The 23,076-nt window shown below is 72.9% G+C and carries 23 protein-coding genes; 7 read left to right on the forward strand and 16 right to left on the reverse strand.

The features are described 5' to 3' along the window. Window positions 1-45: 45 nt before the first annotated feature. Genes ACZ407_RS04975 through ACZ407_RS04985 form a run of 3 tightly spaced genes read right to left on the reverse strand, consistent with a single transcriptional unit; the run spans window position 46 to window position 2,315 of the window. Window positions 46-945: an ABC transporter permease gene (locus ACZ407_RS04975; RefSeq protein ID WP_468125572.1), complete on the reverse strand. Its 900-nt coding sequence runs from the start codon at window positions 943-945 to the stop codon at window positions 46-48. After that, window positions 942-1,889, reverse strand: coding sequence for an ABC transporter ATP-binding protein (locus tag ACZ407_RS04980; RefSeq protein WP_468125574.1), 948 nt, complete (start codon window positions 1,887-1,889; stop codon window positions 942-944). Before ACZ407_RS04980 ends, ACZ407_RS04975 begins: the two co-directional genes overlap by 4 nt. 39 nt (window positions 1,890-1,928) lie before the next feature. Next, on the reverse strand, window positions 1,929-2,315 hold the full coding sequence (locus ACZ407_RS04985) for a hypothetical protein (protein WP_468125576.1): 387 nt from the start codon (window positions 2,313-2,315) through the stop codon (window positions 1,929-1,931). A 393-nt stretch (window positions 2,316-2,708) separates the two neighbouring features. Here ACZ407_RS04985 and ACZ407_RS04990 point away from each other — a divergent pair, with 393 nt between their 5' ends. From ACZ407_RS04990 to ACZ407_RS05005, 4 genes are all read left to right on the forward strand, one after another. Beyond that, window positions 2,709-4,052, forward strand: coding sequence for a cytochrome P450 (locus ACZ407_RS04990; protein WP_468125577.1), 1,344 nt, complete (start codon window positions 2,709-2,711; stop codon window positions 4,050-4,052). Next, window positions 4,049-4,933: a class I SAM-dependent methyltransferase gene (locus tag ACZ407_RS04995; protein WP_468125578.1), complete on the forward strand. Its 885-nt coding sequence runs from the start codon at window positions 4,049-4,051 to the stop codon at window positions 4,931-4,933. Before ACZ407_RS04990 ends, ACZ407_RS04995 begins: the two co-directional genes overlap by 4 nt. A 41-nt stretch (window positions 4,934-4,974) precedes the next feature. Continuing rightward, window positions 4,975-5,160, forward strand: a complete 186-nt coding sequence (locus tag ACZ407_RS05000) for a hypothetical protein (RefSeq protein WP_468125579.1) — start codon at window positions 4,975-4,977, stop codon at window positions 5,158-5,160. A 100-nt stretch (window positions 5,161-5,260) separates the two neighbouring features. Further along, the gene (locus ACZ407_RS05005) at window positions 5,261-6,532 is read left to right on the forward strand and encodes a cation:proton antiporter domain-containing protein (RefSeq protein ID WP_468125580.1); all 1,272 of its coding nucleotides are present in this window, start codon (window positions 5,261-5,263) and stop codon (window positions 6,530-6,532) included. Between the two features lie 34 nt (window positions 6,533-6,566). On the opposite strand, the gene ACZ407_RS05010 is transcribed toward ACZ407_RS05005, so the two are convergent. The 8 genes from ACZ407_RS05010 to ACZ407_RS05045 form a co-directional block, all read right to left on the reverse strand. Beyond that, the gene (locus ACZ407_RS05010; protein WP_468125581.1) at window positions 6,567-6,980 is read right to left on the reverse strand and encodes a DUF3151 domain-containing protein; all 414 of its coding nucleotides are present in this window, start codon (window positions 6,978-6,980) and stop codon (window positions 6,567-6,569) included. Between the two features lie 365 nt (window positions 6,981-7,345). Then, a complete protein-coding gene (gene fbaA / locus ACZ407_RS05015) occupies window positions 7,346-8,368 on the reverse strand; it encodes a class II fructose-bisphosphate aldolase (RefSeq protein WP_468125582.1) in 1,023 nt (340 codons plus the stop codon). Window positions 8,369-8,671: 303 nt separating this feature from the next. Then, window positions 8,672-9,211, reverse strand: a complete 540-nt coding sequence (gene pyrE, locus ACZ407_RS05020; protein WP_468125583.1) for an orotate phosphoribosyltransferase — start codon at window positions 9,209-9,211, stop codon at window positions 8,672-8,674. Between the two features lie 55 nt (window positions 9,212-9,266). Then, window positions 9,267-10,049: an aldose epimerase family protein gene (locus ACZ407_RS05025; RefSeq protein WP_468125584.1), complete on the reverse strand. Its 783-nt coding sequence runs from the start codon at window positions 10,047-10,049 to the stop codon at window positions 9,267-9,269. Window positions 10,050-10,078: 29 nt separating this feature from the next. Next, window positions 10,079-10,942 carry an SRPBCC family protein gene (locus ACZ407_RS05030; RefSeq protein WP_468125586.1) on the reverse strand — a complete coding sequence of 288 codons (864 nt, stop codon included), beginning with the start codon at window positions 10,940-10,942 and terminating at the stop codon, window positions 10,079-10,081. A 51-nt stretch (window positions 10,943-10,993) separates the two neighbouring features. Further along, the gene (locus ACZ407_RS05035; RefSeq protein ID WP_468125587.1) at window positions 10,994-12,685 is read right to left on the reverse strand and encodes a polyamine aminopropyltransferase; all 1,692 of its coding nucleotides are present in this window, start codon (window positions 12,683-12,685) and stop codon (window positions 10,994-10,996) included. A 126-nt stretch (window positions 12,686-12,811) separates the two neighbouring features. Beyond that, window positions 12,812-13,330 (reverse strand): DUF2617 family protein, encoded by a 519-nt coding sequence (locus ACZ407_RS05040; protein ID WP_468125588.1) that lies wholly within the window; start codon window positions 13,328-13,330, stop codon window positions 12,812-12,814. Window positions 13,331-13,589: 259 nt separating this feature from the next. Next, window positions 13,590-13,808 carry a hypothetical protein gene (locus ACZ407_RS05045; protein ID WP_468125589.1) on the reverse strand — a complete coding sequence of 73 codons (219 nt, stop codon included), beginning with the start codon at window positions 13,806-13,808 and terminating at the stop codon, window positions 13,590-13,592. A 254-nt stretch (window positions 13,809-14,062) separates the two neighbouring features. Here ACZ407_RS05045 and ACZ407_RS05050 point away from each other — a divergent pair, with 254 nt between their 5' ends. After that, window positions 14,063-15,268 carry a pyridoxal phosphate-dependent aminotransferase gene (locus ACZ407_RS05050; RefSeq protein WP_468125590.1) on the forward strand — a complete coding sequence of 402 codons (1,206 nt, stop codon included), beginning with the start codon at window positions 14,063-14,065 and terminating at the stop codon, window positions 15,266-15,268. A gap of 73 nt (window positions 15,269-15,341) precedes the next feature. On the opposite strand, the gene ACZ407_RS05055 is transcribed toward ACZ407_RS05050, so the two are convergent. Both ACZ407_RS05055 and clpB read right to left on the reverse strand, forming a co-directional pair. Continuing rightward, window positions 15,342-15,881 (reverse strand): YbjN domain-containing protein, encoded by a 540-nt coding sequence (locus tag ACZ407_RS05055; RefSeq protein WP_468125592.1) that lies wholly within the window; start codon window positions 15,879-15,881, stop codon window positions 15,342-15,344. A 227-nt stretch (window positions 15,882-16,108) separates the two neighbouring features. Next, window positions 16,109-18,694, reverse strand: coding sequence for an ATP-dependent chaperone ClpB (gene clpB / locus ACZ407_RS05060; protein ID WP_468125594.1), 2,586 nt, complete (start codon window positions 18,692-18,694; stop codon window positions 16,109-16,111). Between the two features lie 111 nt (window positions 18,695-18,805). Here clpB and ACZ407_RS05065 point away from each other — a divergent pair, with 111 nt between their 5' ends. Then, window positions 18,806-19,210, forward strand: a complete 405-nt coding sequence (locus tag ACZ407_RS05065; protein WP_468125595.1) for a pyridoxamine 5'-phosphate oxidase family protein — start codon at window positions 18,806-18,808, stop codon at window positions 19,208-19,210. A gap of 260 nt (window positions 19,211-19,470) precedes the next feature. Here ACZ407_RS05065 and ACZ407_RS05070 read toward each other — a convergent pair whose 3' ends face one another. After that, window positions 19,471-19,785 (reverse strand): Rieske (2Fe-2S) protein, encoded by a 315-nt coding sequence (locus tag ACZ407_RS05070; protein ID WP_226731654.1) that lies wholly within the window; start codon window positions 19,783-19,785, stop codon window positions 19,471-19,473. Window positions 19,786-20,122: 337 nt separating this feature from the next. Here ACZ407_RS05070 and ACZ407_RS05075 point away from each other — a divergent pair, with 337 nt between their 5' ends. After that, window positions 20,123-21,163: a helix-turn-helix transcriptional regulator gene (locus tag ACZ407_RS05075; protein ID WP_468125597.1), complete on the forward strand. Its 1,041-nt coding sequence runs from the start codon at window positions 20,123-20,125 to the stop codon at window positions 21,161-21,163. A 92-nt stretch (window positions 21,164-21,255) separates the two neighbouring features. Here ACZ407_RS05075 and ACZ407_RS05080 read toward each other — a convergent pair whose 3' ends face one another. After that, a complete protein-coding gene (locus ACZ407_RS05080) occupies window positions 21,256-21,702 on the reverse strand; it encodes a heat shock protein transcriptional repressor HspR (protein WP_468126051.1) in 447 nt (148 codons plus the stop codon). Window positions 21,703-21,748: 46 nt separating this feature from the next. Continuing rightward, entirely contained in the window at window positions 21,749-22,918 is a 1,170-nt protein-coding gene (dnaJ, locus tag ACZ407_RS05085) for a molecular chaperone DnaJ (RefSeq protein ID WP_468125598.1), read from the reverse strand. Window positions 22,919-23,076: the final 158 nt, after the last annotated feature.

The following is a 23,076-nucleotide window of genomic DNA, read 5'->3' on the forward strand; positions in this document are numbered from 1 at the left end:
ACGGCACTGTTCTCTCGCCCGGCCGCCGTCGTGGATCGTGGCCGCTCAGCGCACCCGCGGGCCGCGCCAGCCGAACGTCAGGCCGGTCGCCAGCAGGCCGCCGGCCGCCCACAGCGCCAGGACCAGGGCGATGCGGCCCAGTTCCCAGGAGCCGGCGGGCTCGACGGCGGCGAAGGAGTCCGGCAGGAACACCGAACGGAAGCCCTGCGCCATCCACTTGACGGGAAACAGCGCGGCCGTGTTCTGCATCCACAGCGGCAGCCTCTCGAACGGGTAGAACACGCCCGAGATGAACTGGAGGACCATGAACACGGGAGTCACCACGGCCGGGGCCGAGCGGCTGTTGGGGATCAGCGCGCTGTAGGCGGTGCCGGCCAGCGCGCAGGCGGCGGTGCCGAGCGCGAGGCACCAGCCGAGGGTGCTCCACCGCTCGGCGGTCTGCGGCAGCGGCAGTCCGAACGCGGCCACGGCGATGCCGATCAGCAGGACCGTTTCGAGGACCGTGGTCACCACCACCCGCACCAGCTTGCCCACGAAGTAGGCCGACTTGGGCATCGGGGTCAGGGCCAGCCGGCGGATCGTGCCGGTGTCCCGCTCGATGGCCACGCTGATGGCGAGCCCGGAGAACGCGGTGCTCATCACGCCCGCCGCGATCACCCCGGCCATGAAGACCTGCCGGAAGTCGGTGTCGGTGCCCTCGACCTTCCCCTCGAAGATCGAGCCGAAGACCACGAGCAGGATCACCGGGAAGAACAGGGTGAACACCAGCGACTGCTTGTTGCGGAAGAAGGCTCTGAGCTCGACGGACGAACGCGCCGCGCAGGCCCGCGCGTACCCTCTGGCCCCGCGCGTCGCCGGGCGGGCGGGCACGGCGGTGCCCTCCGCTCCGGCGTACCGGGGCGGGTGCGCGGTCACGGACCTGGATTCGGGCACGGTCGCGGTCATGCGGCGTTCTCCCTGCTCTCCCTGTCGATCAAGCTCAGGTAGATCTCTTCGAGGGTGGGGCGGTGCACGCGCAGGTCCGCGAGTTCGAGCGCGCCCGCGGCGCGCGCCCAGGGCAGCAGCACGCCCAGCGCGTGCGAGGGCGCGGAGGTGCGCAGGGTCACGGTGTCCGGCCCGGACGCCGCCACCTCGGTGTCCGGCGGCAGCGGGGGCAGGGGGACGCCTGCCAGCGCCTCGCCGCGGCGGAAGGACACGGTGGCGGGGGTCTGGTCGCGGCCGCCGAGCGAGGACGGCGGCCCGCACGCGACGAGGCGGCCTCCGACGACGACGCCCGCCCGCTGCGCCAGTTGCTCCGCCTCGTCGAGGTAGTGCGTGGTCAGCACGGTCGTCCGGCCGCGGTCGGCGAACCAGCGGACGAGCTCCCAGGCCTCGCGGCGGGCCACCGGGTCCAGGCCGGTGGTCGGCTCGTCGAGGAAGATCAGTTCGGGGTCTCCGACGACCCCGACCGCGACGTCCAGGCGGCGCTGCTGGCCGCCGGACAGGGCAGTGGCCTGGCGGGAGTGGAAGGGGCCGAGCCCCACCCGCTCCAGCACCTCGCCGACCGGCAGCGGGGCCGGATACATCGCGGCGAAATGCGTGACGACTTCTTTCACGGTCAGATCGGACCAGGCGCCCGTCGTCTGGGGCACCACGCCGATTCTCGCCCGCCATTCCCGCGGGTCCTCGGCCGGATCACGGCCGAGGACCCGCACGTCTCCACCGGTGCGCCTCTGCACTCCCGTCAGAATGTCGACGGTCGTGGACTTTCCCGCGCCATTCGGCCCGAGCAGTGCGAACACTTCACCGCGAACAATGTCGAGGCTGATGTCGCGAACGGCCTGGACCTCACCGTAGCGCTTGGAAAGTCCGCGTACGGAAACAGGGTGTTCCGTCAGCGCAGTGGGCATGCGACGCTCCAGCGAAGGGGGAAGGGATGCGAGCGCCTGTCAGGTGCAGCAGCAGCAGGGGCAGCAGCAGTAGGTGCACTCGGACATGTCGTCGACACCGCCGGCGACGTCCGACAGCTCGCCCTCGCTGAGCTCGACCGGGTCGACGGTCGGGGTCGCGGGGATGTGGAACTCGTAGCGGCCGGTGGCCAGGCCCGCCTCCCACAGGTCCACCTGGACGTCCAGGTTGCCCTGCTCGTGGCCCTCGGGGGCCTGGGTGACGATGACGATCTCGGCGTCGGCCGGAAGCTCCAGGCCGGCCTCGGCGAGCGCGGTCCGCGGCTCGGAGGCGAGCTTGGCGGAGAACGCCTCGTCCGACCAGGCGCTGATGAGAACCCGGGTGTAACAGTTCACGAACTCGGCGCGCTGCTGCGGGTCGAGAGCCATGTGAACTCTCCCTTCCTTACGTTTGCTGCGGATTCGGTTCAGTCGTTGTGCCGGCGACGAAGAAAGATTCACACGGCGAGAACCGCCCCGCCAAGACGCAAAGAAACGTAATCCGAGAACCCCGGGCCAATGAGTATCGGGCCGTTTTCACTAAGCATTGAGCCGTTTCCCGCCGGCGGTTAATGTGACCCAACCACCCGCGCCCGCAGGCCCGGTTGCCCTGTCCTGCGCGTACGCATGCTCTCACGCCGGAAGCCGCCCGCGGCACGTCCGGAGCACCACCGGAGGAATTCCCCCGGCGATTACGGAATTACCGACAGCCGGTACGTATCGCAGGGCCGGATTGCGCAGGGGGCGTACGTACATCGGATCCAGCCATCCACGGAGGTTCACGTGACAGCCACCACCGCACCGGCGGGCACCGTCCCACCGGGGCCCGAAACCCCCGTGGACATGGCCCTCATGCGGGCCGACCCGCTGGCCTTCGTGACCGGAATGCAGCGCACGTACGGCGACATCACCAGCCATGTCGCCGAAGGGGAGCGGGTGTTCATGCTGCACCGGCCCGACCTGGTGCGGCACGTGCTGAAGGACAACACCGCCAACTACACGAAGGCGAACACCCCCGACGACGCGATGCTGCGCCCGCTGCTCGGCAACGGACTGCTCACCAGCAACGGCGAGGACTGGGCCCGCCAGCGCAAGCAGTGCGCACCGGCCTTCCGCCGCACCGCCGTCACCACGTTCGACGGGATCATCACCGAGGAGACCGAGGCGCTCGTGGAGCGCTGGCGCACCGCGATGGCGGACGGCACCCCGCTGCCCGTCGAGCACCACCTGACCTCGCTCACCCTGGCCATCCTCACCCGCGCCGTCCTGGGCGTGGACCTGGGCACCGCCGGGGACGGCTTCGGCCGCGCGGTGGACGCCGCCAACCGCTTCATGGGCCACTACGTACCGACCCCCGACCCGGACCCCGAGGACACGGCGCTGCGCCGCAAGGGATACGTACAGGCCCGCATGTTCCTCCAGCTGATCGCCCGTACGGTCATCGCCTCGCGGCGGGCGGCCGGCGGCGGACAGCCCCCGGAGCAGGCGGCCGCCTCCCTGCTGGACGCGATGATCGGCGAGCTGGACGACGAGGAGCTGCGCGACCAGGTCCTCACCCTGGTCATGGCCGGCCACGAGACCACCGCCAAGGCCCTGACCTGGACCCTGTACCTGCTCGACCGGCACCCGGAGGAGGCCGCGCGGGTGCGGGCCGAGGTGGACGCGGTCCTCGGCGACCGCACCCCCACCGCAGCCGACCTGCCCGACCTGGTGCACTGCCGCCGCGCGATCGAGGAGGCCATGCGCCTCTACCCGCCGGTCTGGCTGATCTCCCGGCGCGCCAAGGGCCCCGACACCATCGGCGGCTACGAGATCCCGGCCGGCGCGCTGGTGTGCATCAGCCAGTGGGTGCTGCACCGCCACCCCGGCCACTGGGACCGGCCCGATGCGTACGTACCGGACCGGTTCGCGGACGCCGAGCTGCCCAGCCACCTCTACCTGCCCTTCGGCGGGGGCGAGCGCATCTGCATCGGGCAGCACCTGGCCCTGGTCGAGGCGACCCTCGTGCTGGCCGTCCTGATGCGCGCGGCCCGCCTCGAACTGGAACCCGGCTTCCCGGTGGAGCCGGAGGCGCTGGTGACCCTGCGACCCAAGCACGGCATGCGGATGACTGCGAGGCCCCGATGACCACCGCCCCCCTGACCAACCCGCCCGCCGGCGCCCCCGGCGGCGGCCCCGTCGGCGGTTCGTACGATCCCGCCGCCACCACCGCGGGCGGGCTCGCCGGCGAACTCGCCCGGCTGGAGGCGCAGGCCGAGCTCTCCTTCGAGGCCGAGCTGCGCATCCTGCGCGAGGCCGGGCTCCGCGAGGACGGCGGGCCGCTCGTCGAGATCGGCGCCGGCTCGGGCGCCGTCACCCGCAGGCTCCGCGCCGCCCTGCCCGGACTCCCCCTCACCGCCGTGGACATCGACGGCGCCCTGCTCGCGCACGCCGGGGGCTGCGGGGCCGAACTGGTCGTCGCCGACGGCGCGGCCCTGCCCCTGCCGGACCACTCGGCCGGGTTCGTGCTGCTGCGCTACGTACTCCAGCACCTGGCCGATCCGCAGGCCGTGCTCGCCGAGGCGCTGCGCGTCCTGCGGCCCGGCGGGCGGATCGCGGTCACCGAGGTGGACGCCTCCTGCTGGGGCCTGGCCGAACCCTCCTTCCCCGAACTCGCCGGCATCCACGGCAAGCTGTCCCGGGCCCAGGCCGCCGCGGGCGGGGACCGCACCGTCGGCCGCCGCCTGACCCGGCTGCTGCGCGCCGCGGGCTACGAGTCCGTGGCCCTGCGCCCCTTCGCCAGCACCAACGACGAGCACCCCACCGAGGCCTTCGCCCCGCACCTCGGCCCCGGCCGGCTCCAGCCGCTCGTGGCCTCCGGCCTGGTCAGCCTGGGCGAGTTCGCCCTGGCGGCCGACCGGTGGAACCGCTTCCGCACCGACCCGGAGGCGTACGTGATGCTCCTCGGCTTCACCGCCGTCGGCACCGCACCCCTCGGCACCCCGCCCCTCGGCACCTCACCCCACTGAGGGCCGCGCACCACCCGTCACGACCGATTGGATCCCCCCGCATGAACCCCAACCTCAAGATCTTCCTGACCATCTTCTGCTGGATCAGCGGCGTGATGGGTGTCGTCACCGCCGTCCTGCACGCCAGCGCCAAGCCTCCGCAGACCACCTCGGCCGTCGTCGCCGGCGCCCTCGGCGTGGTCTTCCTCTTCGCCGGAATGGCCCTCGGCCGCCGTCCCCGCCACTGATCCGCGGGTACGCACCGGCACACTGCGGCGGGCCGGCCCGTCAGGGTCCGGCCCCCCGCCGTCCTCGCACCCGGCGGAACCACGGCAGAACGGACGCAGCATGTTCCCCCTCGACACCATCGGCCACTTCTTCCTCGGCGCGGCCCTGGTCCTCGCCCTGTCGCGGGCCGCCGGAGTGCTCGCCGTACGCCTGGGCCAGCCGCGCGTCATGGGCGAGGTCCTCGCGGGCATCGCCCTCGGCCCCTCCCTGCTGGGCTCGGTCGCGCCCGAGGTGACCTCCTGGCTGTTCCCGAAGGCAGTGCTGCCCATGTTCTCGGGGCTGGCGCAGCTCGGGCTGGCCGTCTTCATGTTCGGCGCCGGGCAGGAGCTGTGCGCGATGCGCGTGCGCGGCACCGCCCGCCAGGGCCTGCTGATCAGCCAGGCCTCGCTGTTCGTGCCCTTCGCGGCCGGCTCCCTGGCCGCGCTGCCGCTGGCCGGCCGGTACGCACCCGAAGGGATGCCGCGTTCCGTGTTCGTCCTGTTCATCGGCTGCGCCGTGAGCATCACCGCGTTCCCGGTGCTGGCCCGCATGCTGGAGGACCTGGGGATCTCGCGCACCCGGCCCGGGCGGCTGAGCCTGTTCGCCGCGGCCGTCGGGGACGGCGGCTGCTGGCTGGTGCTCTCGGCGATCCTCGCCCTGTCCCAGGGCTCCGGTGCGGGGGACGCCGCCGTGCGCGCCCTGGCCGTGGTGGCCGTGGTGGCCCTCTACCTGGGCCCGCTGCGGCGGGCCGCGGCCGGCTGGTTCGAGCGCCGCGGCGCGGGCACGGACCCGGCCACCCTGCGGGTGGTCCTCGTCGCCGCCATCGGGGCCTCCGCGGCCCTGACCGCGGCCCTGGGGATGCACCAGCTGATCGGGCCCTTCCTGGTGGGCCTGGTGTGGCCCGCGGGCAACCCGTTCGCCGACGCGGCCGCGGCCCCGCTGGCCACCACCGCCAAGACGGTCCTGCTGCCCTTCTTCTTCCTGGGCTTCGGGCTGGGCGTGGACCTGTCCGCCCTGGACCTGGCCTCGGGCGGCGCCTTCGTCCTGGCGGGCCTGCTGGCCGTGGCCGTCCTCGCGAAGATCGGCGGCGCGGGGCTCGGCGCCCGCCGCGCGGGCCTGCCCTGGCGGGAAGCGCTCGCCCTGGGCGTGCTGATGAACACCCGGGGGCTGACCGAGCTGGTCGTCCTCCAGATCGGCCACGAGGCGGGGATCGTCGACGGGCCGCTGTTCGCGATGCTCACCGTCATCGCCCTGGTCACCACGCTCATGACCGGCCCGCTGCTCAAGCTCGCCGCACCGCCCGCCGCGGCCCCGGACACCCGCGCTCCGGAGCCCGCGGCGGCGGGCGGCTGATCACACGGCCGGCGTACCAGCCGTACGGGGGGGGCTAGCCGAGGGTCTCGGCGGCCGTCTCGGAGGAGTCGCGCAGGAAGGTGGAGCAGCGCTCGTACTCCTCCTGCTCGCCGATGGCCTGGGCGGCCCGGGCCAGGGCGTGCAGCGCGCGCAGGAAGCCGCGGTTCGGCTCGTGCTCCCACGGCACCGGGCCGTGGCCCTTCCAGCCCGCCCGGCGCAGGGCGTCCAGCCCGCGGTGGTAGCCCGTACGGGCGTACGCGTACGACTCGACGGCGCGGCCGCCCTCGAACGCGTCGTCCGCGAGGCGGGCCCAGGCCAGGGAGGAGGAGGGGTACTTCGCGGCGACCTCGGCCGGTTCGGTGCCGGCGGCGAGCAGCTCGCGGGGCTCCGGGTCGTCGGGCAGGTGGGTCGGGGCGGGTCCCCCGAGCAGGTTCTCGTGAATGGCCATGGCCCCAGTCTGCCCCGTCCCCGCTCCGGAGGACGCACCGCGGGTGCGGCCCGGGCCCGCCGGGAACCCTCGCACCCGGCGGGCGCCGGCGCTCCCGCCCGGACCCGACAGGGGGTCCGGAACGTGCTCCGGGGCGCGCCGCGCCCTCCCCTGGACAGGCGCCCCCCGGGTCACACCGAGAACGATCCCCGCAGAGGCCCCCGGTTCGCCACATCGGGCACGGACTCCGTCAAGTCGGCAGAAAAAGGTCGCAAAAACGCCTGTGCCGGAAGCCGGGCGCGGCCGCAGACGCAGACGCAGACGCAGACGCGGAAAAGGCCGCCCCGCCGTCGTGACGACGGCGGGGCGGCCCCGGTACGCGGTGCTTACTTCAGGCGGGTGCCCGTGGAGCGCAGGTCCGCGCAGGCCTCGGTGACGCGCTTGGCCATGCTCGCCTCGGCCAGCTTGCCCCAGGTGCGCGGGTCGTAGGTGGACTTCTTGCCGACCTCGCCGTCCACCTTCAGGACACCGTCGTAGTTGCGGAACATGTGGTCCGCGACCGGGCGGGTGAAGGCGTACTGGGTGTCGGTGTCGAGGTTCATCTTCACGACGCCGTTCTCCAGCGCGGTGGCGATCTCCTCCTGGGTGGAGCCGGAGCCGCCGTGGAAGACGAAGTCGAACGGGCTGGTCTTGCCGTACTTCTCGCCGACGCCCTGCTGGAGCTCCTTGAGCAGCTCGGGACGCAGGACCACGTTGCCCGGCTTGTAGACGCCGTGCACGTTGCCGAAGGAGGCGGCGAGCAGGTAGCGGCCCTTCTCGCCCAGGCCCAGGGCCTCGGCGGTGCGGAGCGCGTCCTCGACCGTGGTGTACAGCTCGTCGTTGATCTCGTGGCTGACGCCGTCCTCCTCGCCGCCGGTCGGGGTGATCTCGACCTCAAGGATGATCTTGGCGGCGGCGGCCTTGGCGAGCAGCTCCTGGCCGATGGCCAGGTTGTCGGCCAGGGTCTCGGCGGAGCCGTCCCACATGTGCGACTGGAACAGCGGGTTCTGACCCTTGGCCACGCGCGCGGCGGAGACCTCGAGCAGCGGGCGGACGTAGCCGTCCAGCTTGTCCTTGGGGCAGTGGTCGGTGTGCAGGGCGACCGTGATGTCGTACTTGGCGGCGACCACGTGCGCGAACTCGGCCAGGGCGACCGCACCGGTCACCATGTCCTTGTTGTACTGACCGCCCAGGAACTCGGCACCACCGGTGGAAATCTGGATGATGCCGTCGCTCTCGGCCTCCGCGAAGCCGCGCAGCGCAGCGTGCAGGGTCTGGGTCGAGGTCACGTTGATGGCCGGGTAGGCGAACTTGCCTGCCTTCGCCCGGTCGAGCATCTCGTTGTAGACCTCGGGGGTTGCGATGGGCATCTGTCCGCTCCTTGGATGTGCGGGGAGTGTGCGATTGCTGGCCCTGACCTGGGTGCGACGGCACCTTCGGGCCTATCTTTCCAGACTCCGCGCAGCACTCCACCCGTCCCCGGCGGACCGTTTCACGTGAAACACTCCGCCCGCCCGGAAAAGAGCAGGTCAGGCCTTGCCCCCGGCAGCCCGGGGACCTAAGTCCCCTGTTCCGGTATCCGGGATCCGGGCCTCCGCATCCGCCTTCCGGCCCCGTCCGGAAGCGGCCCCGGGGCGGCCCGGGCACCCGGCGGGCGCCCGGACCGGACCGCGTCAGGACAGGCCGAGCTCGGGCAGCTGGTAGCCGGTCAGGTAGGGCAGGCCGGCGGCCGCGATGGCCTCCGCCGCACCGCGGTCCACGATGGTCGCCACGGCCACCACCTCGCCGCCGGCCTCGCGGACCGCCTCGACGGCGGTCAGCGGGGAGCCGCCGGTGGTCGAGGTGTCCTCGACGACCAGGCAGCGGCGGCCCTTCACGTCGGTGCCCTCGATCCGGCGCTGCATGCCGTGCGCCTTCTGCGCCTTGCGGACGACGAACGCGTCCAGGCGGGCCCCGCGCGCGGCGGAGGCGTGCAGCATCGCGGTGGCGACCGGGTCGGCGCCCAGGGTCAGGCCGCCGACGCAGTCGAAGTCGAGGTCGGCGGTGAGGTCCAGCATCACCTGGCCGACGAGGGGGGCGGCCACCCCGTCCAGGGTGATGCGGCGCAGGTCGATGTACCAGTCCGCCTCGCGCCCGGAGGAGAGGGTCACCTTGCCGTGCACGACGGCCTTGTCCTTGATCTGCTGGAGCAGCTCACCACGTACGTCAGTCATGCCCATGAGCTTAGGCGCTGCCGCCGCGCCCGCAGCCGGGCTCACCGCCGCCGGTTCACAGCCGCCGCCAGCTCCAGGTGGTCGCGACCTCCAGCGGATCGACCGGGGTGACCAGCCGCGGCAGGGTGTTGAGGCCGTTGGGCGGGCCGGACTGCGGCTCCACGCAGACGGCCTCGGCCTGTTCGTCGTACACGACCACCCATTCGGCCCGGCTGGTGACCTTCAGCTCCAGCTGCTCCGGCCAGGTCAGCGTCACGTCCACCCCGTACGGCATGCCGAAGCAGTCGTCCCACGGCCCGGGCAGCGGGTCGATGCGGCGCCCGGTCGGCAGGTGGTCGAGCCCGCGCTCCTCCTGCCAGGCGGGCTCGAAGGCCAGCTGCACGTCCTGCCCGCCGTCCAGGTTCCGCAGGAACCACGGGTGCCAGCCGGCCTGCGCCGGGAAGGAGTCCTGGTACGTCTCGATGCCCAGGGCCAGCGTCAGCGCGTCCTCGGTCAGCTCCACGGTCTGGGTGACCCGGCCCGGCCACGGCCACGGCTCGGCCAGGTCGTACGTGAAGGCCGCCTCGGCCTTGTCCACGCGCACCGGCCGCCAGGCGGCGTCGCGCCCGAAGCCGTGGATGGCGTGCGGCGGGGAGTTGAGGGGCAGCGTGTGCAGGGCCCCGCCGCTGCGGAACTCCCCGTCCCGGGTGCGCCCGCACCACGGGACCATCGGGAACGCCCCGTACTTGGGCCCCTGCCGCAGCAGTTCCAGTCCGTCGATGCGCAGGCTCGCGATCCGGCAGCCGTTCGCCTCGTCCACGACCACTTCGGCGCCGCCCGCCGTCAGTTGCGTACTCATGCCCCCGACCCTACGGCCGTACGGACCGGTCAGCCCCGGCGGCGCAGCACCCGGGCGGCGACCACCGCGGAGGCGACCGCCAGCGCGGCGGCCGGGGCGAGCCAGCGCAACTGGCCGCCGGACGCGCCCGCGTCGGGGCCGGGCACCGGTGCGTACCGGCCGCGCGGCGGGGCGTGGTCCACCTCTTCGGCGCTGCGGCCGATCATCGTGCGGCGGGCGTGCGCGGCCTCGGCGGGCGGCCGGACGGCATCGGTGAACTCGTCGTCGAGGAAGGGGTCGAGGGAGGGCGGCGGGACCTCGCTGTCGAACACCGAGGAGGCGCCGTCGAGCAGGTCCGCATCGGCTCCGGCCGGCCGGTCCTCGTCCTCGCGGCCGGCCCCGGGCCCGTCCGCCGCGTCGCCGGGTCCGGGATGCTCCTGGAAGTCGGCCGCGGCCAGCGCGGACAGGTGCCCGGCGGCCCGGTCCAGGGCCCGCCGGGCGGCCGTGGCCACGGCGTCCGGTTCGAAGGCGGCGGCGCGGCCGTCGGCCCGGGCGCCGGCCGTCAGCTCCAGCTGGGTGCCGCCCTCCACGGGACGCAGGAACACGGTCAGGCTGAGCTTCACCGTGCCGGTGCCGCGGGCCTCGGTGCCCTCGCCGGTCAGCTCGAAGGTGTCGGGGTCGCGTTCCACGAGGTGCAGGGCCCCGCGGTAGGTGACCGTGCTGTTGCCGACGCGGATCTTCAGCCGGCCCGCCATCGGACCGGACCCGGCGCCGGACCCGCGCGGCGCCTGCGGCTCGGAGGCCGCCTCCGCGTCCCGCTGGAGGCCGGGCACGCACCGCGCGACGCGCGCGGGATCCCGGAGCACTGCACGGAGGTTCTCTGCCGGTACCGGAACGAACACCTGATGCTCCATGGGAGCGAGCCTACCGACGCAGCCCGCTCCTGTACCCGTTCCCGCACCGGCTCACGTGTAGCGCGGGTGCGGCAGGGTCGAGGGCGGCAGGCCCCGCATGCGCAGCCGGCCGGCGTCGCGGGCGGCCGCGCGCAGGGACTCCGTGGTCAGGGTGCGCAGCCAGGTCGCCTCCTGGCTCACGCCGAGCTGCGGGGCCCGGCGGCCGGGGGCGGCGAGCAGGAAGCCCCAGTCCTGCGGGGCCCCGGCCCGGCCGCTGGACCGGTCGGGCCCGGCGTCGAAGCCGGACAGCCGGCCGCCGGCCGTGTAGGGGACGGCGGCCAGGCCCGCGGCCCGCAGGGTGGCTTCGACCGTCCAGTAGCTGCGGGGCCGCGCCGAGAGGGAGCCGGCGTGGACGGCGATCCGGCCGCCGGGGCGCAGGGCGCGGGCGGCGAGCCCGTAGAACTCCTGGGAGTAGAGCTTGGTGCTGGGGGTGATGCCGGGGTCGGGCAGGTCCGAGAGGATCACGTCGTACGGGGTCCGGCCGCCGGGGCCGCGCAGCCAGTGGAAGGCGTCGGCGGTGACCACGCGGACCCGCGGGTCGGCGTACACGTGCCCGTTGAGCGCGGAGAGCATCGGGTCGGTGCGGGCCAGCCGGACCACCCCGGGGTCGAGGTCGACCACGGTGACCGAGCGGACCCCCGGGTGCCGCAGCACCTCGCGGGCGGCGAGCCCGTCCCCGCCGCCGAGCACCAGGACCCGGCCGTGCGGCCCGGCCATCGCGGGGTGCACCAGCGCCTCGTGGTAGCGGTGCTCGTCGTAGCCGCTGACCCGGAGCCGGCCGTCGAGGTAGAGGTCGAGGGAGCGGGGGGAGCCCCGGCCGGGGCCGGTGAGCACCAGTTCCTGCACGTCGGTCTGCACCGCCACCCGCACCTCGTCCCCGTACACGGCCTGTCTGGCCACCTGCTCGAAGTCCTCGGCGAGGGCGGTGGCGCAGCCGAGGACGGCGAGGACGGTGAGGTTCCCGGCCAGCAGCAGCCAGCGGGCGCGCCGGCTGAGGTCGCGGCGGAAGAGCCACAGGACGAGTGTGCCGCCGACCGCCGCGTTGACGGTGCCGGTGAGCATGGCCCCGGTCAGCTGGCCGAGGACCGGCAGCAGCAGGAAGGGGAAGGCGAGCCCGCCGACGAGGGCGCCCACGTAGTCCGCGGCGAACAGGTCGGCCACCGCCCCGCCCGCGTCCTGCCGCCGGACCCGCTGGATGAGGGTCATCAGCAGGGGGATCTCCGCGCCGATGAGGACGCCGATGGCGAAGGAGAAGGCGACGAGGGCGGGCCGGGACTCGCCCAGCCAGGCGAAGCTCGCGTACAGGGTGGTCGCGGACAGCCCCCCGACCAGGGCGAGGGCCGCTTCGACGGCGCCGAACCCGGCGGCGGCGCGCTCCCGCAGCCGCTTGGCGAGCAGGGAGCCCACGCCCATGGCGAAGACCATGACCGAGAGCACCACGGAGGCCTGGGTGACCGAATCCCCGATCAGGTACGAGCCCAGCGCCAGGAGTTCCAGCTCGTACACCAGCCCGCAGGCCGCGCACACGAACACCGTGGCCAGCACGAGCAGGCGCGCGGTGTTCGGCCGTACGGGGAGGGACCGGTCGGCCCCTCCCCGGCCGGGCGCGGCGGCGGGCGGCGGGGCGGGGGCCGTGGCGGGCCCGCCGGGGGCGCCGCGGCCGCCGGGAGCCTGCCCGGCGTAGCGAGAGGAACGGTCGATCATGGTGCGAACCGTACGTCACGGCACGCTTGCACCCCGTCACCCACATGGGTGCAACTGGCGCACCGCTGCGCCCGGTTGGCGGAACCTTTGTGCCGGGGCGCAGCCGCTGCCGCACCCGCCCGGAACTCAGACCGCGGCGGCCATCCGCACCCCGACCCGGGTGCGCGTCGCCACGAGCTGGCCCTCCTGCGGGTACGCGTGCCAGGTGCGCCAGCGCACCTGGCCGTCGATCCGGTGGGCGAGCATCGCGGTGAACGCGTACGGACTACCCGGAAAGGTCCCCGCAAGGCCGTTCGGGTGATCCGCGACGAGAGCCAGCAGCTCCTGCGCGCGCCCGGCGAACTGCCCCTGCGAGAGGGTCTCGACCCGGGCGGCGAACTCGTACTCCCAGTCGCCCACCCGCTTGGCCACGCCGAGCGGCAGCGGGGTGCTGCTGCCGGGGATGCAGGCGACCGTCTCCGAACAGAGCACCTCGCCCTCCTCCAGGAGCACTTGGTGGGAGGCCCCCAGGAGGCGCAACTGCACCTTCGCTCCCGCCAGTTCGAGGTCGAGTACCGCCAGTGCGGGCAGCGGGTCGCGCCCCAGGGCCCAGGCGAGGTCGGCGGCACGCGTGTCGGTGTACGTGGTCTTGAGGGTCGTGAGCATGAGTCGGCTCCGCAAACGCGCAAGGGAGGTGGGCCGGACTCGCCCCGGCCGGAATCAGTCGGGTGGGGGTCTCGCCGGCTCGGATCCAGCAGGAAAGTCCAGGAGGTCCGAGGACTGGTCTACTCAACCGAGGGAATCATGAAAGGCACGGCGCTCACAGCGTTTTTACCCAACTTGACGGGGTTTACATCCCCTCGGGGGCTATCCAGTTCACCTGTTCAACGCGAGGACGTCCGGCAGAAGTTGATCCCGCCGGACGTCACCCTCCGTACGCGGTGCCCGCCGCCCCCCGGGCCGCCCCCGTACCGGCCCCGGCGCGCCGACCGCCGGTCAGCTGGATCCGCACCCTCCGCCGCCGCCGCAGGAGGAGCCGGAGGAACCGCAGGAGGAGGAAGATCCGCACGAGGAGGACGATCCGCAGGACGAGGAGGACGATCCGCAGGACGACGAGGAGCCGGAGGACCCCCCGTCGCTCCACCAGCTGCGCTGCCCCCGCCGGCGGGACGGCGAGGACGATCCGCCCGACCCGGCGGCCACCCGCCCGACCGCCAGGGCGATGCCGAGCACCAGAAGCACGATCACGACGACCCAGGCCAGGACCACGGTCGCCACCCCCTTCCGTGAGGCCCCGGTCCCCCGGGGCGGCGGGCCCCGTGTCCCGCGTGCCAGGGGGATTCCCGGGCCCGCTGCGGCCCAAAGCACACTTGAGGAAGTCCAGAGCTTCGGCCCAGGATGGCGCCCATGACCGCACCGAGCCCCGCCTCGCAGGCGAGCAGCCGCCCCTTCCTCAACCGCCGCCTCGCCGCCTTCGGCACGACGATCTTCGCGGAGATGTCGGCCCTGGCCGCGTCCACCGGCGCCCTCAACCTCGGCCAGGGCTTCCCCGACACCGACGGACCCGCCGAGATCGCCGAGGCGGCCGCCCGCGCCGTCCGCACGGGCCGGGGCAACCAGTACCCGCCCGGCCCCGGCGTCCCCGAGCTGCGCACCGCGATCGCCGCCCACCAGCGGCGGTTCTACGGGCTCGACCACGACCCCGACACCGAGGTCCTGGTGACGGCCGGCGCCACCGAGGCCATCGCCGCCGCCCTGCTCGCCCTCCTCGAACCCGGGGACGAGGTCATCGCCCTGGAGCCGTACTACGACTCGTACGCGGCCTGCATCGCCCTGGCGGGTGCCACCCGGGTGCCGGTCACCCTGCGCCCCCACGAGGGGGCCTTCCGGCTGGACCTGGACGAGCTGCGGGCCGCCGTCACCCCGCGCACCCGGCTGCTCCTGCTCAACACCCCGCACAACCCCACCGGCACCGTGCTCACCCCCGCCGAACTCCAGGCGGTCGCCGACCTCGCGATCGAGCGGGACCTGCTGGTCGTCACCGACGAGGTCTACGAGCACCTGGTCTTCGACGGCGCCGCGCACGTGCCGCTGGCCTCGCTGCCCGGCATGCACGAGCGCACCGTCACCATCTCCTCGGCCGGCAAGACCTTCTCCTTCACCGGCTGGAAGGTCGGCTGGGCGCTGGGCTCCCCGGCCCTGGTCTCCGCGGTCCGCTCCGCCAAGCAGTTCCTCACGTACGTCTCCTCCGGCCCCTTCCAGTACGCGGTGGCCGAGGCCCTGGCCCTGCCGGACGCGTACTACGCGGACTTCCTCGCCGACATGTCCCGCAAGCGCGAGATCCTCTCGGCGGGCCTGGCCGCCGCCGGGTTCGAGGTCTACGCCCCGGCGGGCACGTACTTCATCACCACCGACATCTCCCCCCTCGGCGAGAGCGACGGCATCGAGTTCTGCCGCCGCCTCCCGGAGCGCTGCGGCCTGGTCGCCATCCCGAACGCGGTCTTCTACGACGACAAGGAAGCCGGCCGCACCCAGGTCCGCTGGGCCTTCTGCAAGAAGGACGAGGTCCTGCACGAGGCCGCCACCCGCCTCCGCCGCCTGTAACCGCCCCGGCAACTCCGGAAGCCCGGCCGCGCAGGCGGCCGGGCTTCCGGGTGGTGCGTGGGGGCGGGGAGGCTCAGGCCTCGCCGGCCTCCGGCTCGTCGCCCTCGGGGGCGTCGAGCTGCTGCTCCAGGCCGAGGGTCTCGACGAGCCACTTGTCGAACTCGATCGAGGCGCGGACCCAGCTGACCGTGGAGGACACGAAGTGCTCCAGGGAGACACCGGTGCCGATCAGCATCTGGGCCTCGCCGATGAGGCGGACCGAGCCGTCGTCGTGGGTGTGGGTGTAGACCTTGGGCCACAGGGTGCGGCGGTTCCAGTCGTCGATGGACTCCAGCAGCTGGTGCTTCTCGTCGATCTTGTGCGGACGGTCGTAGAACGTCCGGACCGAGAAGACCTGCTGCTCGTCCTCGCCGCGGAACATGAAGTACGTGCGGAATTCCTCCCACGGCGCCGCGAGGTCGCCCTCGTCGTCGACGACGTACTTCAGCTCCATCTGCTCAAGGAGCTGCTTGACGAGGTCCTGGTCGGGGAGGACGGGACCCGCCGGTCCAGAGGCCTGCGGCTCGGGCTGCTGCCCTCCGAAGTTCGGAATCGAGGCCGGGTCGATGCTCACCGTGTTTTCCCTTCGTGCGGATAACGCCATCCTCCCCCATCCCGCCTGCCCCGTGGCAACCCCCGCCACCCCCGATCCGCTGCAGGCGGACAGGATCCGGCCCGGAAAGGGCCGGATCCGGTCCGCGGGCGGGTCCGCGGTGACCCGCCGGTGAGCGGTCGTGACCGTCCGGTCAACGGTCACCGGTCACCGGTCACCGGAGCCGGAACCGCAGCCGGGCCCGCACCTCACAGCGCGCGGCCGACCAGCAGCCCGTCGCCGGCCACGTCCACGCGGACCGTGTCCCCGTCGCGGACCTCGCCCGCGAGGATCTCCCGGGCCAGCCGGTCGCCCACCGCCGTCTGGATCAGACGCCGCAGCGGCCGCGCGCCGTACGCCGGGTCGTGGCCCTCCTCGGCCAGCCAGGCCAGGGCCTCCGGGGTCACCTCCAGGGTCAGCCGCCGCTGGGCCAGCCGGGCCGACAGCGCGCTGATCTGGAGCTCCGCGATGTGCGCCAGCTGCTCCCGGCTCAGCGCCGAGAAGACCACGAGGTCGTCCAGCCGGTTGAGGAACTCCGGCTTGAAGGAGGCCCGCACCACCTCGAGGACCTGCGCCCGCTTCTCGTCCTCACCGGTCAGCGGGTCGACCAGGAACTGCGAACCGAGGTTCGAGGTCAGGATCAGGATGGTGTTGCGGAAATCCACCGTCCGGCCCTGCCCGTCGGTGAGGCGCCCGTCGTCCAGCACCTGGAGCAGGATGTCGAAGACCTCCGGGTGCGCCTTCTCCACCTCGTCCAGCAGCACCACGCTGTACGGGCGCCGCCGGACCGCCTCGGTGAGCTGGCCGCCCTCCTCGTAGCCGACGTACCCGGGCGGGGCGCCGACCAGCCGGGCCACGCTGTGCTTCTCCGAGTACTCCGACATGTCGATGCGGACCATGGCCCGCTCGTCGTCGAAGAGGAAGTCGGCGAGCGCCTTGGCCAGCTCGGTCTTGCCCACGCCCGTCGGGCCCAGGAAGAGGAACGAGCCGGTGGGCCGGTCGGGGTCGGCGATGCCCGCGCGGGTGCGCCGGACCGCGTCCGACACCGCCCGTACGGCCTCCTCCTGGCCGATCAGCCGGCGGCCGAGCTCCTGCTCCATGCGCAGCAGCTTCTGGGTCTCGCCCTCCAGCAGCCGGCCGGCCGGGATGCCGGTCCAGGCGCCGACCACGTCCGCGATGTCGTCCGGGCCGACCTCCTCCTTGACCATCGTGTCCTTCGCGGCCTCGGCCTCCGCCTCGGAGGCCTCCGCCAGCTCCCGCTCCAGCGCCGGGATCTCCCCGTACAGCAGCTTGGAGGCGGCGTCGAAGTCCCCGTCGCGCTGGGCGCGCTCGGCCTGTCCGCGCAGGGCGTCCAGCCGCTCCTTCAGCTCGCCGACCCGGTTGAGGGACTGCTTCTCCTTCTCCCAGCGTGCCGTCAGGCCGCGCAGCTCCTCCTCCTTGTCGGCGAGGTCCTTGCGCAGCCGCTCCAGGCGCTCGCGGGAGGCCGGGTCGGACTCGTTCTTGAGCGCCAGCTCCTCCATCCGCAGCCGGTCCACCGACCGCTGGAGCTCGTCGATCTCCAGCGGGGAGGAGTCGATCTCCATGCGCAGCCGGGAGGCCGCCTCGTCCACGAGGTCGATGGCCTTGTCGGGCAGGAAGCGGGAGGTGATGTACCGGTCGGACAGGGTCGCGGCCGCGACCAGCGCGCTGTCGTTGATCTGCACCTTGTGGTGCGCCTCGTAGCGCCCCTTGAGCCCGCGCAGGATCGCGATGGTGTCCTCGACGGACGGCTCGGCCACCAGCACCTGCTGGAAGCGCCGCTCCAGCGCCGGGTCCTTCTCGATCCGCTCGCGGTACTCGTCCAGGGTGGTCGCGCCGACCATCCGCAGCTCGCCGCGGGCCAGCATCGGCTTGAGCATGTTGCCCGCGTCCATCGCGGAGTCCCCGCCGGCGCCCGCGCCGACGACGGTGTGCAGCTCGTCGATGAAGGTGATGATCTGCCCGTCGCTGGACTTGATCTCCGCCAGGACGGTCTTCAGCCGCTCCTCGAACTCGCCGCGGTACTTGGCGCCCGCGACCATCGCGCCCAGGTCCAGGGAGACCAGCCGCTTGTTCTTCAGCGACTCGGGGACGTCCCCCTTCACGATCCGCTGGGCGAGGCCCTCGACCACGGCCGTCTTGCCGACGCCGGGCTCGCCGATGAGCACCGGGTTGTTCTTGGTGCGGCGGGACAGGACCTGCACGACCCGGCGGATCTCGTGGTCCCGGCCGATGACCGGGTCGAGCTTGCCCTCGCGGGCCGCGGCCGTGAAGTCCGTGCCGAACTTCTCCAGGGCCTTGTACTGGCCCTCCGGGTCGGGGGTGGTCACCCGCCGTCCTCCTCGTACCGATTCGAATGCTTCCAGCAGCTTCGGCGCGGTGGCCCCGCGCCGTTCCAGCAGCTCACCGGCCGGGCCGCCCTTGGCGGCGAGGGCGATGAGCAGGTGCTCGGTGGAGAGGTACTCGTCGCCGAGCACCCCGGCCTGCCGGTCGGCCTCGGCGAGCACCGCCAGCAGGTCGCGGCTCGCCTGCGGCGGGGCCACGGTGGAGCCGGTGACGCTGGGCAGCGCGGAGAGCAGCTGCTCGGCCCCGGCCCTCAGCTCGGCCTGGTCCACGCCCACGGCGGCCAGCAGGTCGGTGATGTTCTCGTTGTCGGCGCCCGTGAGCAGGGCCAGCAGCAGATGGGCCGGGGTCAGGTCGGCGTGCCCGTCCTTCACGGCCCTGCTGGTGGCTGCGTTCAGTGCGTCCCGGCTCCTGTTGGTCAGCTCGGCGTCCACGTGCGGCGTCTCCTCTCCCGTCCCTGCAACTCTGACTCAGTCAACGTGCACAAAGTTGAGTCTATTCCACTCAAGGCGGTCTGGGGACCCGTACCCCTCTAGGCTCGGGCCATGGCCCTGGACCCACTCAACCCGACGCCCGAGTACCTCGCCTTCTGGCGGGAACGGCACGTGTGCACCCTGACCACCCCCCGCCCGGACGGCACCCCGCACGTGGTCCCGGTGGGCGTGACGTACGACCCCGAGGCGGGAGTGGCCCGGGTGATCAGCAACAAGAACAGCAAGAAGGTCCGCAACATCCTGGCGGCGCAGCCCGGGCCGGCCCGGGTCGCGGTCTGCCAGATGGAGGGTCGCCGCTGGGCCACCCTGGAGGGGCGCGCGGTGATCCGTACGGACGAGGCCTCGGTGGCCGAGGCGGTGGCGCGCTACGCCGAGCGGTACGGGCGCACCCCGACGCCGAACCCGGACCGGGTGGTCATGGAGATCACGCTCGACCGCGCGATGGGCCGCGCGTAGCGGTACGCACGGGAACCGGCGGTACGCACGGGAGGCGACGGCGCGTACGGAGCGGGCTGCTCGTACGGAGCCGGTAGCGCGGGCGGCGCGGCCGGGCCGGGCGGCCCGGCGGGGTCGCGGACCGGCCGCGGCATCTGCCCGAGATTGGCCGGTCCCCGCATGGACGCGGACATCACAACGGCGCCATCGTGTTCAGGTCCACGATGGCGCCGTTGTGTGGGGGAAGCGCCTGGGCGATCTGTAACGACGGGGGGATCGCGTCAGGCACTGCGGGGGGTGGCGGTGGTGATATCGGGTTCGAAGAGCTGGTGGTCGCGCTGATCCAGATTGACGAAGACCATGCCGTAGCGGATTTCGCAGCGGACGGGCTGCGGCGCGCCCCGGGGCCGGCGCAGGCACCGGTAGGCGCGGACGTCCTCGTCCTCCTCGCGGACGACGACGATCGGCTGGCCGAACAGGGTCACCATCAGGGAGTCGCCGGCGTGGGGGATCGCCGTGACCAGGTCCACGAACTGCCAGCCGGAGCGGTAAGCGGAGGCCATTTCCCTGCGGAAGGAGCGGTCGTCCGGAGTCATGCCGACACCTCGCCGGCGGGAGCAGCCGCATCCCCGTCCACCACGGGACCGGAACCGTCCACGACGGGACGCCAACCGCTGTCCAGAGGGCTCGCATGCCACCCGCTGTCCGGGGGGCCGCCTGCCTGGAGCGTTCCAGCCACACTCAGGGTGGTTGCCTCGACAACCCCCCCGCAGGCCACAGCCGAGAAGATGACAGTGGCAAGCGCCGAGCGAAGCATTCTCTTGTTCATGGTCGGCTTCGTCCTCACTTGAATGAAATCCTCTCCCCCGCGAGACAAGACGATGGCTCATTCGGGCACGTCAATGCCACAGGGACGATGCATCATGTTCTTGCATGTTCAGGACCCTGGGGGGTGGAGTTTTGCCAATAAACAGCACAAAGCCGACACATCCCCACTCGGTCACTGCCATGTGCGGCGAGGGGACGCGCCTGTACGCCAGCGCTCTGCGCACGGGCCGCATCGCACGTGCGGACGTGAAAAACGCCCCGTGCCTGCTCGAGTTCGCCCTACTGCAGCCTGACCCGGATGACGTTAACTCTCTCCGTCCGGTTCCACCGAGCGTCGCACTCGCACAGCGTCTTCACCCGATCGAGCGAGAGATCCAGGACCGCCGGCGGGATTCCCTGGAGCTCTCCGACGCGTTCGAACCCTTCCTGGCCATCAGCGCCCAGAATCCGGCCAGTACGCACGCCATCACCGTCCTGGAGGGCATCGACCGGATCAACGCGGCCCTCAACCTGGCCACGGCCGACTGCCACACCGAGATGCTGACGATCCAGCCCGGCGGGGCCCGGCCCGTCATCGCCCTCACCGAGGCCCTGGAGCGCGACCAGCCGCTCACCGACCGCGGGGTCAGCATCCGGACCCTGTACCAGCACACGGCCCGCCACAGCCGCGGCACCCTCGCCTACGTGGAGCGCATCTCGGCCGGAAAGGTCGAGGTCCGCACCCTGGAGGAGCTGTTCGAACGGCTCATCATCTTCGACACCACGGTCGCCTTCATCCCCGCCAGCGACGACCGGCAGGTGGCCCTGGAACTGCGCCACCCGGGCCTGGTCGCCTACCTCATCAAGGTGTTCGAGCAGCTCTGGGCGCGGGCCGTGCCGCTGCGCGAGCAGATCCCGTACAGCACCACCCGTTCGGGCATCTCCGGGGTCCAGCGCTCCATCGCCCACCTGCTCGTCGAGGGGCACGTGGACGAGGCCATCGCGCGCCGGCTCGGCATGAACGTCCGCACCTGCCGGGCGCACATCGCCAAGCTCGCCACCCACCTCGGCAGCGGCAGCCGCGCCCAACTCGGCTACCTGATCGCCCAGTCGGGCATCCTGGACGCCCCGGGGCACGAGCTCGCGGACGACCCGCTGGACGACTGAGGCGCGCGGCGCGGAGCTCCACGCGCGAAGGCCCCGTCCGGGCCTGCCGGGCGGGGCCTTCACGCGTACGAGAGGGGCCGTACGGGCCCCCGTCAGTCGGCGGACCGCTTGGGCCGCCAGACGACCAGCGCGCTGGTCTGCTGGACGTCCTGGTACGGCACCAGGTCGCGCCGGTACGAGGCGTGCACCTGGGCCTCGCGCTGCTTCATGGCCACGGCGGCCCCGTCCACGGCCGCCGCGAGTTCGGCGACGCGCTGCTGGAGCGCGGCCACCTGGTTCTCCAGCTCGATGATCCGCTTGATCCCGGCCAGGTTGATGCCCTCGTCCTGCGACAACTGCTGCACCGTGCGGAGCAGTTCGATGTCACGGGCCGAATAGCGGCGGCCCCGGCCGGCCGTGCGGTCCGGGGAGACCAGGCCGAGCCGGTCGTACTGGCGCAGGGTCTGCGGGTGCAGACCGGAGAGCTGGGCCGCGACGGAGATGACGTACACCGGCGACTCGTCGGTGAGTTCGTACGGATTGCGCCGACGGCCGTCCATGTTTCCGGGGGTGCCGGGGGGACCGGGATTGCCGTGGTTCATCGCGTCAAGCTCCCTTCGCGGCCTGGAACAGCTCTTCCCTCGGATCCTCGCCCGCGGTGGCGGCGCGGAAGTTCTCCAGCGCCTCGCGGGCGTTGTCCGAAAGCTCGGTGGGCACGGCCACTTCCACGGTGACCAGCAGGTCCCCGCGGGTGCCGTCCTTGCGGACCGCCCCCTTGCCGCGGGCCCGCATCGTCCGCCCGTTCGGCGTGCCCGGGGGCAGCTTCAGGGTGACCGAGGGGCCGCCCAGGGTGGGCACCTTCACCTCGGCGCCGAGCGCGGCCTCCACGAAGGAGACCGGCACGGTGACGGTCAGGTTGTCGCCCTTGCGGCCGAAGACCGGGTGGCTGCCCACGTGGACCACCACGTACAGGTCCCCGGCCGGACCGCCGCGCTCGCCGGGCGCGCCCTTGCCGCGCAGCCGGATCCGCTGCCCGTCGGAGACGCCCGCCGGGATGCGGACCTGCATGGTGCGCGAGGAACGGGCCCGGCCGCTGCCCTTGCAGACCTCGCAGGGGGTTTCCGCGATCAGGCCGCGGCCCTTGCACTCCACGCACGGGTCGGTGAGGGAGAACCCGCCACCGCCGCCGCGGGAGACCTGGCCGGTGCCCACGCAGGTCGGGCACACCCGCGGGGTGCCGTTCTGGTCGCCGGTGCCGGCGCAGGCCTTGCAGGGTGCCTGGGAGGACATGCGGAGCGGGACCGTGGCCCCGTCCACCGCCTCGGTGAAGCTCAGGGTGACCTCGGACTCGATGTCCTGGCCCCGGCGCGGCTGGGTCCGGGTGCCCGCACCCGCGCCGCCCCGGTTGAACAGGCCGCCGAAGACGTCGCCCAGTCCGCCGCCGAACCCGCCGGCCCCGCCCTGGGCGCCCCCGAAGAGGTCGCCCAGGTCGAAGTTGAAGGATCCGCCGGCGCCCGGGCCGGGACGGAACCCGCCGTTGCCGAACAGTGCGCGGGCCTCGTCGTACTCCTTGCGCTTCTTGGGGTCCGCGAGGACGTCGTTCGCCTCGGAGATCTCCTTGAAGCGCTCCTCGGCCTCGGCGTTGCCCTTGTTGGCGTCCGGGTGGAACTCGCGGGCGAGCTTCCGGTACGCCTTCTTGATCTCGGCCTCGGTGGCGTCCTTGGGGACGCCGAGGACCTTGTAGTAGTCCTTCTCGACGAAGTCCTTCGTGCTCATCGACGTCCCTCCTCCCGCTTCCGGGGCTGGCTCGGTACTGCCACTTGTACTGGGGGGGGGGGGGTGGGGGGGGGGAGGGGGGGGGGGGGGGGGCGACGTCCCTCTTTTTGGATGGCGCATGGGAGCCACACCCTGCTTCCCTTCCCTGCTGTTAGTAC

It is taken from the genome of Streptomyces sp. NPDC030809 (genome assembly GCF_055572195.1).

Excerpts from the sequence above, each read along its gene's own strand:
- ACZ407_RS04975 (WP_468125572.1), bottom strand. The coding sequence starts at position 945 with ATGACCGCGACCGTGCCCGAATCCAGGTCCGTGACCGCGCACCCGCCC.
- ACZ407_RS04980 (WP_468125574.1), bottom strand. The coding sequence starts at position 1,889 with ATGCCCACTGCGCTGACGGAACACCCTGTTTCCGTACGCGGACTTTCC.
- ACZ407_RS04985 (WP_468125576.1), bottom strand. The coding sequence starts at position 2,315 with ATGGCTCTCGACCCGCAGCAGCGCGCCGAGTTCGTGAACTGTTACACC.
- ACZ407_RS04995 (WP_468125578.1), top strand. The coding sequence starts at position 4,049 with ATGACCACCGCCCCCCTGACCAACCCGCCCGCCGGCGCCCCCGGCGGC.
- ACZ407_RS05000 (WP_468125579.1), top strand. The coding sequence starts at position 4,975 with ATGAACCCCAACCTCAAGATCTTCCTGACCATCTTCTGCTGGATCAGC.
- ACZ407_RS05005 (WP_468125580.1), top strand. The coding sequence starts at position 5,261 with ATGTTCCCCCTCGACACCATCGGCCACTTCTTCCTCGGCGCGGCCCTG.
- ACZ407_RS05010 (WP_468125581.1), bottom strand. The coding sequence starts at position 6,980 with ATGGCCATTCACGAGAACCTGCTCGGGGGACCCGCCCCGACCCACCTG.
- fbaA (WP_468125582.1), bottom strand. The coding sequence starts at position 8,368 with ATGCCCATCGCAACCCCCGAGGTCTACAACGAGATGCTCGACCGGGCG.
- pyrE (WP_468125583.1), bottom strand. The coding sequence starts at position 9,211 with ATGACTGACGTACGTGGTGAGCTGCTCCAGCAGATCAAGGACAAGGCC.
- ACZ407_RS05025 (WP_468125584.1), bottom strand. The coding sequence starts at position 10,049 with ATGAGTACGCAACTGACGGCGGGCGGCGCCGAAGTGGTCGTGGACGAG.
- ACZ407_RS05030 (WP_468125586.1), bottom strand. The coding sequence starts at position 10,942 with ATGGAGCATCAGGTGTTCGTTCCGGTACCGGCAGAGAACCTCCGTGCA.
- ACZ407_RS05035 (WP_468125587.1), bottom strand. The coding sequence starts at position 12,685 with ATGATCGACCGTTCCTCTCGCTACGCCGGGCAGGCTCCCGGCGGCCGC.
- ACZ407_RS05040 (WP_468125588.1), bottom strand. The coding sequence starts at position 13,330 with ATGCTCACGACCCTCAAGACCACGTACACCGACACGCGTGCCGCCGAC.
- ACZ407_RS05050 (WP_468125590.1), top strand. The coding sequence starts at position 14,063 with ATGGCGCCCATGACCGCACCGAGCCCCGCCTCGCAGGCGAGCAGCCGC.
- ACZ407_RS05065 (WP_468125595.1), top strand. The coding sequence starts at position 18,806 with ATGGCCCTGGACCCACTCAACCCGACGCCCGAGTACCTCGCCTTCTGG.
- ACZ407_RS05070 (WP_226731654.1), bottom strand. The coding sequence starts at position 19,785 with ATGACTCCGGACGACCGCTCCTTCCGCAGGGAAATGGCCTCCGCTTAC.
- ACZ407_RS05075 (WP_468125597.1), top strand. The coding sequence starts at position 20,123 with ATGTTCAGGACCCTGGGGGGTGGAGTTTTGCCAATAAACAGCACAAAG.
- ACZ407_RS05080 (WP_468126051.1), bottom strand. The coding sequence starts at position 21,702 with ATGGACGGCCGTCGGCGCAATCCGTACGAACTCACCGACGAGTCGCCG.
- dnaJ (WP_468125598.1), bottom strand. The coding sequence starts at position 22,918 with ATGAGCACGAAGGACTTCGTCGAGAAGGACTACTACAAGGTCCTCGGC.